An 18319-nucleotide genomic window follows, 5' to 3' on the forward strand; every position below is an offset into this window, starting at 1 on the left:
CCGGGCGCGCGGGGCGCCACTCTCGCGAACTCGGGGGTCTCCCGCCCCCGCCCCCCCACCGTGGGGCCGGCCTTCCGTTTCCTTTCCCTCCGGCCCCCCCCACGAGTCGGCTGCCCGGCCGCCCCGCGGGAGCTCGGGCGCGAGCACGGGCGGGTGGCGTCACGGGGTGACGATGCCGAAGTCGGGCTCGGGCTGGGTGCGCTGCGCCATCGCGGGCTCCTCGGTGCCCGACTGCCGTGGTGGGGGGTCCTCGGCGTAGCGTCCCCACGCGCCTCGGCGGCAGCAAGCGGGATGGGCTGTCCGGGTGACGCGGTGAACCCACCGCCGGGGCGGGCCGGATCGACGGCACGCCGGGGGCGCGCAGCGGGTGAAATATCCGCTTTCGACCTTCTAGATTGCCTTCCATCGACTGAATCGGACGTTCGGTTCAGCACTGGATGCGGGGGTGCGGGTATGGCCGGAACGAGGCGGGCCGCCGGCGAGGTCGCCGGGGCGGACCGGACGGTGGCCACCGGGTGCGCGGTGCCCATCGGCGGCACCACGTCAGGGCAGGCCTGATGCGTCGGCCCGGATGGACCAGGCTGGGCCGGCCGAAACCGAGCGACGTCACCGCGGGGCTGGTCACCGGCCTGTTCTCGATCCCGGAGGGGATGGCGTACGCCTCGATCGCCGGCTTCAACCCGGTCGCCGGCCTGTTCTCCGGCGTCGTCCCGGCGATCGTCGGCTCGCTGACCGCCCGGACCGTACTGATGGTCACGACCCTCACCAGTGCCATCGCGCTGACCGGGCAGAGCGTGCTGAGCGACGCCGGCCTCGACCCCGCCGACGCCGGGAACGTGGCACTGCTCGGCATCCTGTCCGGTGTGGTGATGCTGCTGATGGGCCTCCTGCGGCTCGGCGTGGTGCTCAGCTTCGTCTCCAACGCGGTGATGGTCGGTTTCTCCACCGGTATCGCCCTGCAGATCGTGGTCGGCGTCCTCAAGGACGCCACCGCCTACCAGCCACGCGGCCACAACAAGCTGGTGCAGCTCGGCGACTGGCTCGTGCACGTCGGCTCCTGGGAGCTCGCCGCGACCCTGGTCGCGCTCGCCACCGTCGCCGTGTGGGCGCTCGCCCACGCCGTCGGGAGGCTGCGCACCGTCGCGCTGCTGGTGGCCATGGTGGTGGTCAGCGCCGCGGTCGCGATCCTCGGCACCGAGGTCGAGCTGGTCGCGGACATCGCCGACATCCCCTCGGCGCTGCCGCACCTCACCGCCCCGGACTGGTCCGCGACCGGGCACCTGGTCGGCGGGGCGCTGTCGATCGCGCTGGTGGCACTCGCCCAGGCCGCCGGGATCAGCCCTTCGGTGCCCAACCCCGACGGGTCGAAGCCGGACGTCGACGGGGACTTCACCGCCCAGGGCCTGGCCAACGTGGCCGGCGGATTCTTCCAGTCGATGCCGGTCGGCGGCTCGCTCTCGCGCACCGGCGTCGCCGTCTCCGCCGGGGCCCGCACCCGCTGGGCGGGCGTCTTCTCCGGCATCTGGCTGGCGCTGATCGTGCTCGCCCTCGCACCGCTCGCCGAGCACATCCCGATGCCCGTCATCGGTGGCCTGATCATCGTGGTCGGCGGAGAACTGATCGTCGGCAAGGTCCCCGACATCAAGCTGGTCCTGCGCACCTCCCGGCTGTCCACCGCCGCCATGGTGGTCACCTTCCTCGCCACCACCCAGCTGCCGCTGCAGCAGGCGATCGTCCTCGGCGCGGTGCTCTCCCTGCTGCTGTACTGCGTGCAGGCGTCCCGGCAGGCGAAGCTGCTCGCCCTCACCCCCACCGCCGACGGGCGGTGGCGGATCGAGGACGTCCCCGCCAAGCTGCCCGCCGGGCAGGTCACCGTGCTCGACTACAGTGGCGTCAGCCTGTTCGCCGAGCTGCCCGCCATCGAACGCGACTGGCCCGAACCCGCCCCGCGCGCCGTCCTCGTCCTCGTCCTGCGCACCCTGCCCGACGTCCCGTCCTCCGCCATGGTCAAACTCCTGCACCGCCTCGCCGAGGATCTCCACCGTGCCGGAGGGCGGCTGTTCCTCGCCGGGGTGCGGCCCCCGCTCGCGAAGATCGCCGAAACCACCGGCCTTGCCCGGAAGTTGGGCCCCGGCGCGATCGTGCCGACCGGCGACACCCTGTTCGCCGCCGTGGACACAGCGGTCCGCAGAGGCCGGGAATGGATCGACAGCGGGACCTGACCACCGCGCGCCGAGCACCTCCCGTTCCCCGGTGGGCCCGGTCCGACCGCGTCCCCGCTTCCCCGCGTGCCCGCGTGCCCGCGAGGCGGCCGGGCCGGTACCGCCCGCCCGGCGGGGTCGCTCCGGGCGCACCCGGGCAGGGACGGGCGAGTTGACCGATCGTCATCGTCATCGTCATCGTCATCGTCATCGTCATCGTCGCCGGGGCCGGATGCCCGTGCGGGCGCGCACCCGAGGTCCTGCGGCCTCACCGCGCCCAAGGACATGATCGCGGTGTCGGCGGCCACGTGCACACCACCGAACCGGAGGACTTCCTCAACACCCACCCCGCCGTGCGCCACGGCGCCCTCTACGGAGTCAGGGGCGACGGCGGCCACGAACGCTTCCACGCCACGGCCGTCACCGCCCCCGGCGCCACCGTCACCGCCGACGAGCCGCGGGCCTGGGTCCGGCAGGGCCGGGGGAGATGTACCAACCCGACCACGTCCACTTCACCGACGCCCTGCCACTGACGGACGCCGGCAAGCCCGACAAGAGGCTCCTGCGCCTGCGGGCGTCCACGACCGGTGCGCTCGACTGACCGGTCCGGGCGGAACCCACCGGTGCCCCGGCCCCCTCGGCGGGCCGGGGCAGGCCACCGGCTGGTCCCGAGCGCGCGCAGGGGCCGGCCCCGGCCCGCCGGTGCGTCAGCGGGTCGCGGCCAGTGCCTCCAGGACGCGCTCCAGGGAGGTGCCGAGGCCCCAGCGGGCGGCCAGCGCCTCCAGGGTCATCGGGTCGAGCGGCTCGGCGGGCAGCGTCGGGTCGAACTCCGGCAGCGGCGCGTCGGGGGCGACCCGGACCACGGTCGGGGCGACGTCCAGGTAGGCGGAGCCCTCGACCAGGTTGCGGCGCCGGGCCGGGGTGAGCTTCGACCCCAGGTCCAGCGCGGCCGCCCGGATCCCCGCCAGGTCGCCGTACTCGTGGATCAGCTGCGCCGCCGTCTTCTCGCCGATGCCCTTGACGCCCGGCAGGCCGTCGCTGGCGTCGCCGCGCAGGGCGGCCATGTCCGCGTAGCGGTCGCCGCGCACGCCGTACTTCTCCACCAGCAGGGCGTCGTCGGTGACCTGCAGGTTGCCCATGCCCTTGACCGGGTAGAGCACGGTGATCTCGCGGGCGTCGTCCACCAGCTGGAAGAGGTCCCGGTCGCCGGTGACGATCTGGACCGGCCCGGTGGCGCGGGCGGTGAGGGTGCCGATCACGTCGTCGGCCTCGTAGCCGGGCGAGCCGACCCGGGCGATGCCGAGCGCGTCCAGCACCTGTTCGATCACCGGGACCTGCGGGGCGAGGGTGTCCGGCACCTCCTCCTCGCCGTCGACGGCCGCCTCGGCGAGGCGGTGCGTCTTGTAGGAGGGGATCAGGTCCACCCGCCACTGCGGCCGCCAGTCGGCGTCCATGCAGGCGACGAGCTGGTCGGGCCGGTGGTCGTGGACCAGCCGGGCGATGAAGTCCAGCAGACCCCGGACGGCGTTCACCGGCTCGCCCCGCGGGGAGCGCAGGGAGTCCGGGACGCCGTAGTAGGCGCGGAAGTAGAGGCTGGCGGAGTCGAGCAGCATCAGTCGCGGTGCGGTCACGCCTCCGATCATGCCGTACCCGGCCGACAGCGCGCCGGTTCAGTGCTTGTGCGGGCCGGCGCGGTGGACCGGACCGTGCGAGTCGGCGCAGTGCTCGGGCAGCTCGCCGGCCGCGGCGGTGATCTGCAGCAGCGCGCCCGCCTCGTCCTCGCCGACGTGGTCGACCTGGAGGGTGCTGTGGGTGATCCCGTACTCGCCCGCCAGCCGGCGCTGCAGCTCCCGGCGGACGGCGTGGCAGTCACCGCCGGGGGTGACCAGGATGTGCGCGGACAGGGCCGGCTGGCCGGAGGTGATCTCCCAGATGTGCAGGTCGTGGATCTCCTCCACCAGGGGCTGGGCGACCAGCCGGTCCGCCACCGCGTCCGGGTCGACGCCGGCCGGGGCGGCCTCCAGGAAGATCCGCCCGGAGGCGCGGACCAGGCCGATGCCGGCCTTCAGCATCAGCGCCACCACGATCAGCGAGGCGATCGCGTCGGCCCGGGCGAAGCCGGTGGCCAGCATCACCGCGCCGGCGACGGCGGTGGCGATGAACGCGTACAGGTCGGTGACCACGTGCTGGAACGCGCCCTCGACGTTCAGCGAGCTGCGGTTGGCCTTGGACATGCACCAGGCGGCGGCCAGGTTGACCACGATCCCGATCAGCGCGGTGATCAGCACCAGCGAGCCCGTCACGTCCGGCGGGTCGATCAGGCGGGTGACGGCCTCGTAGCCCAGCCAGGCCGAGAGGATCAGCAGGGTGACGCCGTTGGCCTGGGCGGAGAGGATCTCGGCGCGCTTGAGCCCGTAGGTGTACCCGCCGCGGGCCGGCCGGGCGGACAGCCGCATCGCGACCAGGGCGAGCACGATCGAGGCGGCGTCGGTGAGCATGTGCGCCGCGTCGGAGATCAGCGCCAGGGACTGGGCGGCGAAGCCGACCACGACCTCGCCGGCCATGAACACCACGATCAGCGCGAGGGCGCTCACCAGCCAGCGGCGGTCGGCGTCGGCGGCCACGCCGTGCGTGTGCCCGCCGTGACCGCCATGACCGTGCCCGCCATGACCGTGCCCGCCATGACCGTGCCCGCCATGACCGTGCCCGCCGTGGGTGTGCCCGCCGACGGCGTGCCGATGGTCATGCGCATGATCATCGGGAGAGTGCTCGTGCCCGGCCATCGTGGTCCTTTCGTGGACGCGTGGGGGAGGAGACAGGGAGGCGACTTCCTGCAGTCGAAGTGAACCGCAGATCGAAGGAAGATCCAAAGGCTGCATTGGAGACCGTTGTCATTGCCGCGCCGAAACCCCGTCCGGTAGGGTCTCGCCGCCACCGAGCGCGGGAGACGCAGCATGGAACGGACCGGGCGGGTCGGCCTCGGCACCATCGCCGGGGAGTGGGGGCGGATCGGTGTGCTCGGCTTCGGCGGGCCGCCCGCGCACATTCTGCTGCTGCGCCGGCTCTGCGTGGAGCGGCGCGGCTGGCTGGAGCCGAGCGAGTTCGAGGACGGCATCGCGGCGACCAATCTGCTGCCCGGCCCGGCCTCCACCCAGTTGGCCGTCCTCACCGCGTGGCGGCTGCGCGGGACACCGGGGGCGCTGGTCGGCGGGTTCTGCTTCATCGCGCCCGGACTGGTGCTGATCCTCGCCCTGTCGGCGCTCTTCCTGGCCGGCCACCCGCCGCTCTGGGTGCTCGGCGCGGCGGCGGGCGCCGGCGCCGCGGTGCCCGCGGTGGCGGTGCAGGCGGCCACCTCGCTGGTCCCGGGGAGCCTCACCCGCGCGGGTCGGGCACGCTCCGCCCGGGCGCGCTGGGTCGGGTACGCGCTCGCGGGCGCGGTGGCGGCGGTCCTCGTGGGGCCGTGGTTGGTGTTGGTGCTGGTCGCCGCGGGCCTGGCCGAGATCGCCGTCCGGGCGCGGGCGCGGCCGGCCGACGGCGAGGGTGGCAGTGAGGGCGACGGTGGCGGCGACGGCGGCGGCCGGACCGGCGGGCGCCGGGCCCCGCTGCCGCCGGCCGCCGCGCTGCCCGTACTGCCGCTGGCCGGCGGGCTGGCCGGGCTCGGCGCGGTGGCCTGGGTGGCGTTCAAGGTGGGCGCGCTCTCCTACGGGGGCGGCTTCGTGATCATCCCGCTGATGCAGAACGACGCGGTCCAGCGGTACCACTGGATGACGGACGGTCAGTTCCTCAACGCCGTCGCCCTCGGCCAGGTCACCCCCGGGCCGGTGGTGCACACCGTCGCCGCGGTCGGCTACGCGGCCGCCGGGATCGGCGGCGGGCTGCTGGCGGCGGTGGTGGCCTTCGCGCCGTCCTTCCTCTTCGTCGTCCTGGGCGGCCGGCACTTCGACCGGCTCCGGGCGGACCGGCGGGTGCAGGACTTCCTCACCGGCGCCGGTCCGGCGGTGATCGGCGCGATCGCGGGCTCGGCCGTACCGCTGGCCGCCGCGCTCGGGCAGGGCTGGCAGTGGGGGGTGCTGGTGGGTGCGCTGCTGTGGCTGGTCGCGGCCCGCCGGGGTGTGGTGCTCGCGCTGCTCGCGGCCGGCGGGGCCGGCGTCCTCGCCGTCCTGGCCGGTCTGCCGCCGGCCTGAGGCGCGGTCCGGCGGTGAGGCGCGATGCCGCCCCGGGGGGCCGTGCGCGTCAGCGGTGCGGTGTGCTTGGCCCGATCGGGTGAGACCGGTTTGCGCGGGCACGCACGGCTGCGCAACGATCACCATCCGTGAAGATCACTACGGCGGAGGCCGTCCGCTGGCTCGTCGAACTGGAGCCGACCGCCGCCGAACTGATGGCACGTCACCTCGCGTCGGCCCGTGAGTGGTTTCCGCACCAGTACGTGCCGTGGACCCTCGGCCGGGACTTCGACGGCCCGCTGGAGGGCCGGTCCTGGCACCCCGAACAGTCGGCGTTGAGCCCCGCCGTGCGCTCCGCCCTGGTGGTCAACCTGCTCACCGAGGACAACCTGCCCGGCTACCACTGGACGATCGGGGCGCAGACCTCCCGGGACGGCGCCTGGGGCGCCTGGCTGCACCGGTGGACCGCCGAGGAGGACCGGCACGCCGGATCCATTCGCGCCTACCTGCACGCCGCCCGGGCCGTCGACCCGATCGCCCTGGAACGCGCCCGGATGGCCCAGCTCGGCACCGGCGCCGTCCCCGAACCGGCCGGCGTGCTCGGCGTGGTGGCCTACGCCGCCGTGCAGGAGCTGGCCACCCGGGTGAGCCACCGCAACACCGGCCGGCTCAGCGGTGACCCGGTGTGCGAGCGGCTGCTCGCCCGGATCGCCCAGGACGAGAACCTGCACATGGTCTTCTACCGCGAGCTGCTGCGGGCCGCCCTGGAACTGAGCCCCGACCCGGTGCTCGCCGTGCTCGACCGGACCGTCCGCGACTTCGCCATGCCGGGGCAGGGCATGCCCGGCTTCGCCCGGATGGCGGCCGAGGTCGCGGTGGCCGGCGTGTACGACCTCCGGGTCCACCACGACGAGGTCCTGGTCCCGCTGGTCCGCTCGCTGAGGCTCTTCGAGCTGACCGGCCTGGGCCCGGTCGGCGAGCAGGCCCGGGACCGGCTCGCCGAGCGCCTGGAGCGCCTGGACGCCCGGGCCGCCCGCTTCGTCGAGCGCCGGGACCAGGCCCTGGCCGCCCGCGCCCGCCGCGCGGACCCCGGGCGAACGTCGTCGCCCGGGCACACGGCCCCCGAGCACACGGCCCCCGGGCACGCGTCGCCCGCAAGTCCGTCCGGTCGAACAGGAGCAGCATGACCATCACCACCGCCGGTACCGGCGTCACCGACATCGAGTTCCACTACGACCTCGGCAACGAGTTCTACGCGCTCTGGCTCGACGAGACGCTGGCGTACACGGCGGCGATGTGGACGGGCATCCCCGGTGACGAGCCGGACGGCACCGCGCTGCTCCGCGCCCAGCGGGCCAAGCTTGACCACCACCTGGACCTCGTCGGCGCCGAACGCGGCGGCGGCGCGCGGCTGCTGGACGTCGGCTGCGGCTGGGGCGCGATGCTGTCCCACGCCGTCCAGGAGGACCGCGCCGCCTCCGCCACCGGCCTGACCATCTCCCGTGCCCAGCACGCCTACCTGGACGCACTCGCACTGCCGGGCGTCGAGGCCCGGCTGGAGAGCTGGGAGGACCACCGCCCCGAGCGGCCCTACGACGCGGTCGTCGCGATGGGCTCCTTCGAGCACTTCGCCACCGCCGGGATGAGCCGGGCCGAACGGCTCGGCGTCTACGCCCGGTACTTCGAGCGCTGCCACGGCTGGCTGCGCCCGGGCGGGCGGATGTCCCTGCAGACCATCGCGTACGACGGCGCCGCCGACGGCGGGGGCCCGGTCGGTTCGTTCGTCGGCAGCGACATCTTCCCCGGAGCCAGGCTGCCCCGGTTGAGCGAGATCGCGGCGGCGGTCGACCCGTACTTCTCGGTCGTCGTACTGCACGCCTCCGCCGAGGACTACGCCTGCACCCTCAAGGCCTGGTCCGCCCGGCTGCTGCGGGCCCGTGCGGAGGCCGAGCGCCTGGTCGGCCCGGAGGGGTACCGGCGCTACCGGCTGTACCTGCGGGCCTGTGAGGTGACCTTCCTGCGCGGCGCGGCCACGCTGTACCGGATCGGGTTGCGGCGGCGCGACGAGCCGCTGCGGCTGCCGGTCTGAGGCCGGGCGCGTGCGGCGGGAGAACGCGCCGGTGACCCGGCGGCGGGCGTGGGCGGCGGTGGCGGTGGTCTGCGCCGCGCTGTTCCTGCTCGGCCTGGACTTCACCGTCCTGAACGTGGCCGTCCCGGGCCTGCGGGCCGACCTGGGCCCGAGCCTGGCCGAGACCCAGTGGATCGTCGACGGCTACGCCCTGGCGCTCGGCGGCTGCGTCCTGGCCGCGGGCGCGCTGGGTGACCGGTACGGCCGGCGCCTGGCCTTCGGCACCGGGCTGGCGCTCTGCGCGCTCGCCTCGGTGGCGGGCGCGGTCGGCGACGAGCCCGCCCACCTGGTCGCCGCGCGCTGCGGAATGGGCCTGGGGGCGGCGCTCTTCATGCCCGCCACCCTCTCCACCATCGTGCACGTGCTGCCCGCGGCGACGGACCGGCGACGGGCGATCGGCGTCTGGGCGGCGGTGGCCGGGGTCGGCGCGCTGTTCGGGCCGGTCGCGGGCGGCTGGCTGGTCGAACGGTACGGCTGGCAGGCGGCGTTCTGGCTGAACGTGCCGGTGGTGGCGGCGATCCTGGCGGCCGTACCGGTCCTGCCCGAGTCGCGCGATCCCGGGGCACGGCCGCTGGACCGCCCCGGCGCGCTGCTCTCCTGCGGCGGGCTGCTGGCACTGGTCTGGGCCGTCATCGAGGCCCCCGGGCGAGGCTGGACCAGTGCCGGGGTACTGGCCGCCTTCGGCGCGGCGGCGCTGCTGCTCCTCGCGTTCGCGGGGTGGCAACTGCGGTGCGCGGCGCCGATGGTGCCGGTCCGGCTGCTGCGCGGCGGCCCGGTCTGGCCGGCCACGCTCTGTCTGGCGCTGATGTCCTTCGCGATGTTCGGCGCGATGTTCCTGCTGACGCTCTACCTGCAGCAGGTGCGCGGCCTGTCGGCCTGGCAGGCCGGACTGCGGATGGTCCCGCTCTCGCTGGGCCTCGCGGTCGGCGCGGTGCTCGGTCCGCTGGTGGCGCGGTGGTTCGGGGCCCGGGTCCCGGTGGCCGGCGGACTGCTGCTGATCGTCGCCGGGTTCGCCCAACTGGGCCGGCTGGCCGCCGACTCGGGCGACGCGCCGGTGCTGGTCTTCGAGGGCGTCTGCGGTCTCGGCGCCGGGCTGCTGGCGCCGGTCGCCACCGACCTGGTAATGAGCGCGGTGCCCGCGGGCATGGCGGGTGTCGGCTCCGGCCTCAACGACGCCACCCGGCAGGTCGGTTCGACGCTCGGCGTGGCCGTGCTCGGCTCGGTCCTGGCCACCTCGGTGGCCGGTGCCCCGGCGGGGGACGTCGGCGCGTTCACCGACGGTCTCGCCGCCGCCTCCCGGGTGGGCGCCGGCGCCGCCCTGCTCGCCGCCGTCCTCGCCTGGTACCAGCTGCCCGGGCGCCGCCCGGCCCCGTCCCCCGTCCTCGTCCCCGAGCCCGACTGACCACCCCCGCCAGCCAGCGAAAGGCCCACCGCCATGTCCCCGTCCCAGAGCTACGACATCCTTCACGCCTGCCTGATCGCGGAGTTCGACGTCGCCCCCGAGCGCGTCCGGCCCGACGCCACCCTGGCCTCGCTGGAACTCGACAGCCTGGCGCTGGTCGAGCTCTCCCTGCTGGTGGAGGAGCGGATCGGCGTGACCGTGGCCGACATCCGGCCGGACGGCACCCTGGGCGAGCTCGCGGCCTTCGCCGACGCCGGCCTGGCCGCGGGCGCCGTCAGTTGAGCGGGCGCACGGTGGCGGTGACCGGGCTCGGCCTGATCACCCCGGCCGGCTTCGGCGCGGAGGCCACCTGGCGGCACTTCCTCGGCGGCGGGCCGACCGCCCGCCCGGACCTGACGCTGGCCGGCCTGAACGCCGACTTCTGCTGCGCCGTCGACCCGTACGACGCGCCGGGGCTGCTCGGCGGCCGGCTGGCCCGCCGGCTCGATCCGTTCGCCCAACTCGCCCTCCTGGCCGCCCGCGAGGCGGTCGCCGATGCCCGGCTCGACCCGGCCGGGTGGGACGGCGCCCGGGTCGGGGTGGTGCTCGGCGTCAGCGCGACCAGCGTCACGACCCACCAGGTCGAGTATGCCCGGCTGGAGCAGGGCCGGGCAGACCGGATCTCCCCGCTGATGCTGCCGCGCAGCATCCCGAACATGGCGGCCGGCGAGGTCAGCCTGGACCTCGGGGCGCTCGGGCCCAGTCTGGTCGTCAGCACCGCCTGTGCGTCCGGTACCAGCGCGCTCGGGCTCGCCTGCGACCTGCTCCGGGCCGGCACCTGCGACCTGGTGCTGGCCGGCGGTGCGGACAGCGGCCGCTCCCGGATGGTGGCGACCGCCTTCGACCGGCTGGGCGCGCTCTCCCGCCGCCGGCACGACCCGGCCGGCGCCTCCCGGCCGTTCGACGCCGACCGGGACGGCTTCGTCCTCGGCGAGGGCGCGGGCGTCCTCGTCCTGGAGCGCGTCGAGCACGCCCGGGCGCGCGGTGTCCGTCCGCGCGCCCACCTGGCGGGACACGGCTCCGCCGCCGACGCCTACCACTTCACCGCGCCCCACCCGGACGGTGACGGCCTCGCCCGCGCCCTCGACACCGCGCTCGCCGACGCCGGACTGGCGCCGTACGAGATCGGGCACGTCAACGCGCACGGCACCGGCACCGCCCTGAACGACCCGGCGGAGGCGGCCGCGCTGCGGCAGGTCTTCCGCCGCCCGCCGCCGGTCACCGCCAACAAGAGCGTGATCGGCCACACCATGGGCGCGGCCGGCGCGATCGAGGCGGCGCTGACCGTGCTGACCCTGCAGCACCAGCTGATCCCGCCGACCGCCAACCTCGACCGGATGGACGAGGCGATCGACCTCGACGTGGTCACCAAGGTGCCCCGGCCGGTCGCCCTGCAGGCCGCCGTCTCGGTCTCCAGCGGCTTCGGCGGCCAGAACGCGGTGGTCGTGCTGACCGCCGCCTGACCGCTGCCCGGCCGTCCCCCCTTCGGCTGTCCGCTGTCCGCTGTCCGCTGTCCGCTGTCCGCGCCGGGCTCCCGGCACCGCCGCCGCACCCGGAAGGGCAGGGCGGCGGCTCCGCCCTGCCCTGGTCCTGTCACCCCCGTCCGACCTCCCGCCCTGGAGTACCGCCATGCCCGCCGGCCCCGTCCCGACCGTCCCGAGCACCGAACCCGCCGCCCTGAGCGCTCCGCCCCCGCCGCGCCCCCGCCCCGCCGGGGCCACCGGCCGCCGCGGCCGCCCCGGCGGACGGCTCGGCCGGGCCCGGCTCGCCGCCGCCCGCCTCTACAGCCGGGTGCTGATGCGCCGCCCGCCCGCCGACTGGTCGGTCCCGTTCGCCGACGGCCGGTACGGGCCGGCCGAACCGGCCGACGGCCGCCCGCTCACCCTGCTGATGCTGGGCGACTCGCTGGCCCGGAGCCTCGGGGCGGGCCGCCGCGAGGAGACCCTCGGCGCCCGGCTGGCCGAGGGCCTCGGCCGCCGGCTGGACCGGTCGGTGGACCTGCGGGTGCTGGCCCGGGTCGGCGCCACCACGGCCGGCCTGCGGCACCAGGTGGTCCGGGCGGCCCGGCTGCGGCCGGGCCTCGCGGTGCTGATCGTCGGCGGCAACGACGCCCTGCTCCCGGTGCCGCTCGGGCGCTCCGGCCGCCGCTTCGCGCACCTGCTGGGGGCCCTGCGCGAGGCCGGGTGGGAGCTGGTCGTGGTGCCCTGCCCCGATCCGGGGTACGCCCCAGGGTTCCGGGCGCCGGCCCGCTGGTGGGGCGGTCGCCGCTCCCACCGGCTGGCCCGGCTGCAGAGCCGCGCCGCCGAGCGGGCCGGTGCGGTGCCGGCGCCGGCCTCCGAGGCCGAGTTCCACGACCGGGCCGACGAACTCCTCGGCCCGGACGGCGTGCACCCGTCCCCGCTCGGCTACGCGGAGCACGCGGAGCGGATGCTGCCGAGCCTGCTGGCGGCGGCGGACCGGTCCGACCGGGCCCGCGCCGCCCGTACCGCCCGCGCCGCCCGTACCGCCCGCGCCGCCCGTACCGCCGGTGCCGCCGGGTCCGCCGCCGCGGCCGGCCCGTCCTAGCCGAGCGCGGCGGCCCCGACCGCCTCCAGCGGCACCGTCCGGGCCGCCGTCGCCGCCCGGACCAGGGCCTGCATCACCCGCAGGTCGCTCCCCTGCTCGGGGTGCCACTGCACCCCGAGGGTGAACCCCGGCCCCTCCACCGCCTCCACGGTGCCGTCCGGCGCGTGCGCGCTCACCCGCAGCCCCGCGCCGAGCCGGTCCACCGCCTGGTGGTGGAAGGTCGGCACGGCCAGCTCGCTCTCCGGCAGCAGCCCGCCCAGCAAGGTCCCGGGCACCGGCCGCACCGTGTGCTCCCCGTACTTGCCGGGCGAGCCGCCGTGCACGTCCGGGACCACCACGTCCGGCAGGTGCTGGACGAGCGAGCCGCCGCAGACCACGTTCAGCACCTGCATGCCCCGGCAGATGCCCAGCAGCGGCATGCCCGCCGCCAGGGCCGCCCGCAGCAGTGCCGACTCCCAGTGGTCCCGCTCCGGCGCGTCCGCCTCGGTCAGCGGGTGCGGCGGCTGCCCGTAGTACGCCGGGTCGATGTCCGGCCCGCCCGCGATGACCAGCGCGTCCAACCGGGCGAGCACCTCCGGCGCGCGCTCCGGGGCGTCCGGCGGCAGCAGTACCGCGATCCCGCCGGAATCCCGTACGAACGCGGTGTACCGCTCGGGCACCAGTGCCACCCGGCGGTCCCGCCAGTCGCTCCAACTCGCGTCCACCAGGTAGGTGCTGACGCCGATGAAAGGCCTGCGATCCATGGCGGGCATTCTCCTCCCGCCCCGCCTGGTACCCCGTCAACCACGCGTATCGGCGCGCCACACCCGTCCGCCCTCTTCCGCGCTGTCACCGGCAGGCCGTACGGTTCGCTGTGACCGGCCGATCTCGCTGAGTGATCGAAGGAGAGGGTTCCCGCCATGCCCGACAACGCCGCCGCGGGCGCGCCGCGCGCGCCGCTCACCCTCGACGAGCTGCGCACGCTGGTCGACGCCGGCGAGATCCACACCGTCGCCCTCGCCTTCACCGACATGCAGGGCCGGCTCCAGGGCAAGCGCTTCGCCGCCCGGTTCTTCCTCGACGAGGTCGCCGAGCACGGCGCCGAGGCCTGCGACTACCTGCTCGCCGTCGACATCGACCTCAACACCGTCGACGGCTACGCCTCGTCCTCCTGGGAGACCGGCTACGGCGACTTCGCCATGCGCCCCGACCTCGCCACCCTGCGGCTCACCCCCTGGCAGCCCGGCACCGCCCAGGTCACCGCCGACCTCGCCCGGCACGGCGGCCACCCCGTCGACACCGCGCCCCGCCGGCTGCTGCAGCGCCAGATCGAGCGCCTCGCCGAGTACGGCCTGGCCGCCGACATCGGCACCGAGCTGGAGTTCCTGGTCTTCCGCGACACCTACGAACAGGCCTGGCTCGGCGGCTACCGCGGCCTCACCCCGGCCAACCAGTACAACGTGGACTACTCGCTGCTCGGCACCGCCCGGGTCGAGCCGCTGCTCTCCCGGATCCGCAACGAGATGGCCGGCGCGGGCCTCGTCGTCGAGTCGGCCAAGGGCGAGTGCAACCTCGGCCAGCACGAGATCGCCTTCCGCTACGCCGACGCCCTCACCACCTGTGACCAGCACAGCGTCTACAAGACCGGCGCCAAGGAGATCGCCGCCCAACAGGGCTGCGCCCTCACCTTCATGGCCAAGTACGACGAGCGCGAGGGCAACAGCTGCCACATCCACCTGTCCCTGCGGGACCTGCGCGACCCGGGCGGCACCCCCGCCTTCGCCGACCGCGACGGCCGAATGACCGACACCATGCGGCACTTCCTGGCCGGCCAGCTCACCGCGCTGCGCGAGTTCAGCCTGCTCTACGCGCCCAACATCAACTCCTACAAGCGCTACCGGCCCGGCTCCTTCGCGCCGACCGCCGTCGCCTGGGGCCGGGACAACCGGACGTGCGCCTACCGGGTGGTCGGCCGCGGCCCGAGCCTGCGGATGGAGAACCGCGTCCCCGGCGGCGACGTCAACCCGTACCTCGCGGTGGCCGGCATGATCGCGGCCGGCCTGCACGGCCTCCAGCAGAAGCTCGAACTGCCCGCCCCCTGCCTCGGCAACGCCTACGCCGCCGACGAGTACGCCCGGGTGCCCGGTTCGCTGCGCGAGGCCGCCGACCGCTGGGCGGACAGCGAGCTGGCCCGCACCGCGTTCGGCCATGACGTGGTCGAGCACTACCTGCACATGGCCCGGGTCGAGCAGAACGCGTACGACAGCGCCGTCACCGACTGGGAGCGCTACCGATCCTTCGAGCGGATGTGAGCCGCTGTGAGCAGCACGGAGAGCCCCACCGCCCGCACCGTCCTCGACCCCGCCACCGGCGAACCGCTGGGCACCGTCCCCGACACCACCCCGGCCCGGCTGGACGCCGCCGTCCAGTACGCCCTCAAGGCCCAGCGGGGCTGGGCCGCGCTCGCCCCCGGTGACCGCGCCCGACTGCTGCGCCGCTTCGCCGACCAGGTCGACGCGCACATCCCCGAACTGGCCGCCCTGGAGGTGAGCGAGGCCGGACACACCCTCGGCAACGCCCGCTGGGAGGCCGGCAACGTCCGCGACCTCCTGGAGTACGCCGCCGGGGGAGTGGAACGGTTGGCCGGCCGGCAGATCCCGGTGGCCGGCGGGGTGGACATCACCTTCCACGAGCCGATCGGGGTGGTCGGGGTGATCGCCCCCTGGAACTTCCCGATGCCGATCGCCGCCTGGGGCTTCGCCCCCGCCCTCGCCGCGGGCAACGCCGTGCTCCTCAAGCCCGCCGAGGCCACTCCGCTCACCGCACTGCGGCTGGCCGAACTCGCCCTCGCCGCCGGGCTTCCGGACGGCCTCCTCCAGGTCGTGCCCGGCCCCGGTGCCACCACCGGACGGGCCCTGGTCGACCACCCCGACGTCCGCAAGATCGTCTTCACCGGCTCGACCGTGGTCGGCAAGGAGGTCGCCGCCCGCTGCGCCGCCCGGGCCAAGCGGGTCACCCTCGAACTCGGCGGCAAGAGCCCCAACATCGTCTTCGCGGACGCCGACCTCGCCCGCGCCGCCGACCCGATGTCCTTCCTCGACAACAGCGGCCAGGACTGCTGCGCGCGCAGCCGGATCCTGGTCCAGCGCGAGGCGCTCGACGACTTCCTCGCCCTGCTGCTGCCCGCCGTCGAGGCCGTCCGCACCGGGGATCCGGCCGACCCGGACACCCAGCTGGGCCCGCTGATCTCCGCCGCCCAGGTCCGCCGGGTGGCCTCCTACGTCACCCCCGAGCTACCGGTGCTGGCCCGCGGCGCGGTGCCCGACGGCCCCGGCTTCTGGTACCCGCCCACCGTGCTGGCCCCCGCCGACCCGGGCGTGCCCGCAGCCACCGAGGAGATCTTCGGCCCGGTCGCGGTGGTGCTCCCCTTCGACGGCGAGGCGGACGCCGTACGGCTGGCCAACGCCACCCGCTACGGACTCTCCGGTTCGATCTGGACCCGGGACGTCGGCCGCGCGCTGCGCGTGGCCAGGGGCGTCGCGGCGGGCAACCTGTCGGTGAACTCGCACTCCTCGGTGCGGTACTGGACGCCCTTCGGCGGTTTCGGCGAGTCCGGTGTCGGCCGGGAGCTCGGGCCCGACGCGCTGGTCCACTTCACCGAGACCAAGAACGTGTTCATCCAGAGCGAGGAGTAGGAGCCGACCATGAGCGAGAAGCCCGCCGCGAACGAGAAGGACGCCCCGGTCTGCCGGCGCCTGGTCGGCCGCACGGCCGTGATCACCGGTGCCGGCAGCGGCATCGGCCTGGCCGCCGCCCGCCGGTTGGCCGCCGAGGGCGCGAAGGTGGTCTGCGCCGACGTCGACGAGATCACCGGCAGGGCGGCCGCCCAGGAGGTCGGCGGTCTCTTCGTGCACACCGACGTCACCGACCCGTACATGGTCGAGGCGCTCTTCGACGAGGCCTACGAGACCTGCGGCAGCGTGGACGTCGCCTTCAACAACGCCGGCATCTCGCCGCCGGAGGACGACTCCATCCTCACCACCGGGCTGGCGGCCTGGCGCAAGGTGCAGGAGGTCAACCTGACCTCCGTCTACCTGTGCTGCAAGGCGGCGCTGCCGTACATGCGGCGGCACGGGCGCGGCTCGATCATCAACACCGCCAGCTTCGTGGCCCGGATGGGCGCGGCCACCTCGCAGATCTCCTACACCGCCTCCAAGGGCGGGGTGCTGGCGATGTCCCGCGAGCTGGGCGTGCAGTTCGCCCGCGAGGGCATCCGGGTCAACGCGCTCTCGCCCGGGCCGGTGGACACCCCGCTGCTGCGGGAGCTGTTCGCCGCGGACCCGGAGCGGGCGGCCCGCCGGCTGGTGCACATTCCGCTCGGCCGCTTCGCCCGGCCCGAGGAGATCGCGGCCGCCGTCGCCTTCCTCGCCAGCGACGACTCGTCCTTCATCACGGCGAGCGAGTTCCTGGTCGACGGGGGCATCGCGGGGGCCTATGTGACCCCGGTGTAGCCCCCCGTTGGGCCTTCTCACCGTAATCTCATGCAGAATGCCGGGAATTGGCGGTCGCGCTGATATCGCGTTTATCCGGCTGCCTTTAGATTCTCTGTCGTGAGCGAGCAGATTCCCGCCGGGTGGTACCCGGACCCGAAGGACATCACCAGCGATCCGCGACCGCAGCGCTGGTGGGACGGCAAGGGCTGGACGGCCGACACCCGGCCCGCACCCTCGGACGCCCCGACGACGCCGGAGCCCGCGGCGTCCGGGGAGCCGGGGCCGGACGCGACCGCCGAGACCCGCGTGCTGGAGGGGGAGGTGCTCGGGAGCGGGCCGACGGTCCGCTACCCGGAGCCGCCCCCCTTCGGCGCCGCCTACGGCGCGGTCGCGCCGCCGGCCCCCAAGGCCCGGCGCAAGCCGTCCAAGCTGGTCGTCGCGGCCACCGTCGCGGCCCTGCTGGGCCTCGGTGCCGGCTCGGGGATCACCTACCTGGCGATGGACGGCAACGGGGAGCGGCAGGCCACGCACCGGATCTCGCGGCAGGCTCCGCCCTACGGCGAGGAAGGCCCGCGCAGCGGCCTGCCCGACCTGGGCGGCCCGAACAACGACGGCGGCCAGGGCGGCAACGGCGGTAACGGAAACGGCCAGGGCAACGGCCAGGGGCAGGGCAAGGGCAACGGCAACGGCAACGGCCAGGGCAATGGGAACGGCAACGGCCAGGGCAAGGGCAACGGCGGTAGCGGCGGCAACGCCCAGGGCAGCGGACCGGCCACCGACCTGGTGAACCGGATCACCCTGCCGGTCCCCTCCGGCTGGCAGGGCGGCACCACGCAGGACGGCTTCGCCGCACTGAGCGTGGGCTCCTACACCTGTGACGGCGGCGGCAACTGCTCGCTGGGCGGTGCCAACACCGGCCGGATCGCCGGCGGCGGCACCGACGTCCAGGCGGCGGCCAAGGCCGACATCGCGGCGGCGGCGAAGGACTCCTACAACGACCTCAACTCGCACGAGGAGCTGAAGTCGGAGGCGGTCAAGGTCGCCGGCCGGGACGGCTACCTGGTCCGGTGGAAGGTCGACGCGGCGAAGGGCAACGACGGCTACGTGCAGACCGTGGTCTTCCCGTCCGCCGACGGCACCTCGCTGATCTCCGTCCACCTCGGCTTCGACATCGCGGACAAGGCGCCCGACGCCTCCGTGATGGACACCATCGTCAAGGGCATCGCCGACTACACCGGCAAGCTGCCCGCCTTCCCGGGGGGCGGCGCCGGCCCCGGCGGCGGTACCACCACCTGACCGCGCCGCTCCGCTCACGTACGGCGGCCCACCCGGACGAGTCCGGGTGGGCC

Annotated in this window: 17 protein-coding genes; 14 read left to right on the forward strand and 3 right to left on the reverse strand. The window is 75.1% G+C overall.

Annotated features, from left to right (window positions below):
* Positions 1-557 precede the first annotated feature (557 nt).
* Entirely contained in the window at positions 558-2222 is a 1665-nt protein-coding gene (locus tag ACFXHB_RS26400; protein ID WP_380577113.1) for a SulP family inorganic anion transporter, read from the forward strand.
* A 287-nt stretch (positions 2223-2509) separates the two neighbouring features.
* Positions 2510-2734: a hypothetical protein gene (locus ACFXHB_RS26405; protein ID WP_380577114.1), complete on the forward strand. Its 225-nt coding sequence runs from the start codon at positions 2510-2512 to the stop codon at positions 2732-2734.
* A gap of 174 nt (positions 2735-2908) precedes the next feature.
* On the opposite strand, the gene ACFXHB_RS26410 is transcribed toward ACFXHB_RS26405, so the two are convergent.
* Both ACFXHB_RS26410 and ACFXHB_RS26415 read right to left on the reverse strand, forming a co-directional pair.
* On the reverse strand, positions 2909-3814 hold the full coding sequence (locus ACFXHB_RS26410; RefSeq protein WP_380577134.1) for a 5'-3' exonuclease H3TH domain-containing protein: 906 nt from the start codon (positions 3812-3814) through the stop codon (positions 2909-2911).
* A 57-nt stretch (positions 3815-3871) separates the two neighbouring features.
* A complete protein-coding gene (locus ACFXHB_RS26415; RefSeq protein WP_380577115.1) occupies positions 3872-4825 on the reverse strand; it encodes a cation diffusion facilitator family transporter in 954 nt (317 codons plus the stop codon).
* Between the two features lie 42 nt (positions 4826-4867).
* Between ACFXHB_RS26415 and ACFXHB_RS26420 the strand changes: the two genes are divergently transcribed.
* From ACFXHB_RS26420 to ACFXHB_RS26455, 8 genes are all read left to right on the forward strand, one after another.
* Positions 4868-5047, forward strand: coding sequence for a hypothetical protein (locus ACFXHB_RS26420; protein ID WP_380577116.1), 180 nt, complete (start codon positions 4868-4870; stop codon positions 5045-5047).
* Between the two features lie 108 nt (positions 5048-5155).
* Entirely contained in the window at positions 5156-6385 is a 1230-nt protein-coding gene (chrA, locus tag ACFXHB_RS26425; RefSeq protein ID WP_380577117.1) for a chromate efflux transporter, read from the forward strand.
* A 128-nt stretch (positions 6386-6513) separates the two neighbouring features.
* Positions 6514-7551 carry an acyl-ACP desaturase gene (locus ACFXHB_RS26430; protein WP_380577118.1) on the forward strand — a complete coding sequence of 346 codons (1038 nt, stop codon included), beginning with the start codon at positions 6514-6516 and terminating at the stop codon, positions 7549-7551.
* Positions 7548-8453, forward strand: coding sequence for a class I SAM-dependent methyltransferase (locus ACFXHB_RS26435; RefSeq protein ID WP_380577119.1), 906 nt, complete (start codon positions 7548-7550; stop codon positions 8451-8453). The genes ACFXHB_RS26430 and ACFXHB_RS26435 overlap by 4 nt, the downstream gene beginning before the upstream one ends.
* Positions 8454-8484: 31 nt before the next feature.
* Positions 8485-9894, forward strand: coding sequence for an MFS transporter (locus tag ACFXHB_RS26440; protein WP_380577120.1), 1410 nt, complete (start codon positions 8485-8487; stop codon positions 9892-9894).
* Between the two features lie 33 nt (positions 9895-9927).
* The gene (locus ACFXHB_RS26445; protein ID WP_380577121.1) at positions 9928-10176 is read left to right on the forward strand and encodes an acyl carrier protein; all 249 of its coding nucleotides are present in this window, start codon (positions 9928-9930) and stop codon (positions 10174-10176) included.
* Positions 10173-11396 (forward strand): beta-ketoacyl-[acyl-carrier-protein] synthase family protein, encoded by a 1224-nt coding sequence (locus tag ACFXHB_RS26450; protein WP_380577122.1) that lies wholly within the window; start codon positions 10173-10175, stop codon positions 11394-11396. The genes ACFXHB_RS26445 and ACFXHB_RS26450 overlap by 4 nt, the downstream gene beginning before the upstream one ends.
* A gap of 166 nt (positions 11397-11562) precedes the next feature.
* Positions 11563-12498: an SGNH/GDSL hydrolase family protein gene (locus tag ACFXHB_RS26455; protein WP_380577123.1), complete on the forward strand. Its 936-nt coding sequence runs from the start codon at positions 11563-11565 to the stop codon at positions 12496-12498.
* Here the strand turns inward: ACFXHB_RS26455 and ACFXHB_RS26460 are convergent.
* Positions 12495-13241, reverse strand: coding sequence for a gamma-glutamyl-gamma-aminobutyrate hydrolase family protein (locus tag ACFXHB_RS26460; RefSeq protein WP_380577124.1), 747 nt, complete (start codon positions 13239-13241; stop codon positions 12495-12497). The genes ACFXHB_RS26455 and ACFXHB_RS26460 overlap by 4 nt on opposite strands.
* Before the next feature lie 156 nt (positions 13242-13397).
* On the opposite strand from ACFXHB_RS26460, the gene ACFXHB_RS26465 reads away from it, so the two are divergent.
* The 4 genes from ACFXHB_RS26465 (at position 13398) to ACFXHB_RS26480 (ending at position 18266) form a co-directional block, all read left to right on the forward strand.
* Positions 13398-14789, forward strand: coding sequence for a glutamine synthetase family protein (locus ACFXHB_RS26465; protein ID WP_380577125.1), 1392 nt, complete (start codon positions 13398-13400; stop codon positions 14787-14789).
* A gap of 6 nt (positions 14790-14795) precedes the next feature.
* Entirely contained in the window at positions 14796-16172 is a 1377-nt protein-coding gene (locus ACFXHB_RS26470) for an aldehyde dehydrogenase family protein (RefSeq protein WP_380577126.1), read from the forward strand.
* Between the two features lie 9 nt (positions 16173-16181).
* Complete coding sequence (locus tag ACFXHB_RS26475) at positions 16182-16988, forward strand: 3-oxoacyl-ACP reductase (protein WP_380577127.1); 807 nt, start codon at positions 16182-16184, stop codon at positions 16986-16988.
* Positions 16989-17087: 99 nt separating this feature from the next.
* The gene (locus ACFXHB_RS26480; RefSeq protein ID WP_380577128.1) at positions 17088-18266 is read left to right on the forward strand and encodes a DUF2510 domain-containing protein; all 1179 of its coding nucleotides are present in this window, start codon (positions 17088-17090) and stop codon (positions 18264-18266) included.
* Positions 18267-18319: the final 53 nt, after the last annotated feature.

Origin of the sequence: Kitasatospora sp. NPDC059327, assembly GCF_042752535.1 — a bacterium.
Lineage (GTDB): Bacteria > Actinomycetota > Actinomycetes > Streptomycetales > Streptomycetaceae > Kitasatospora.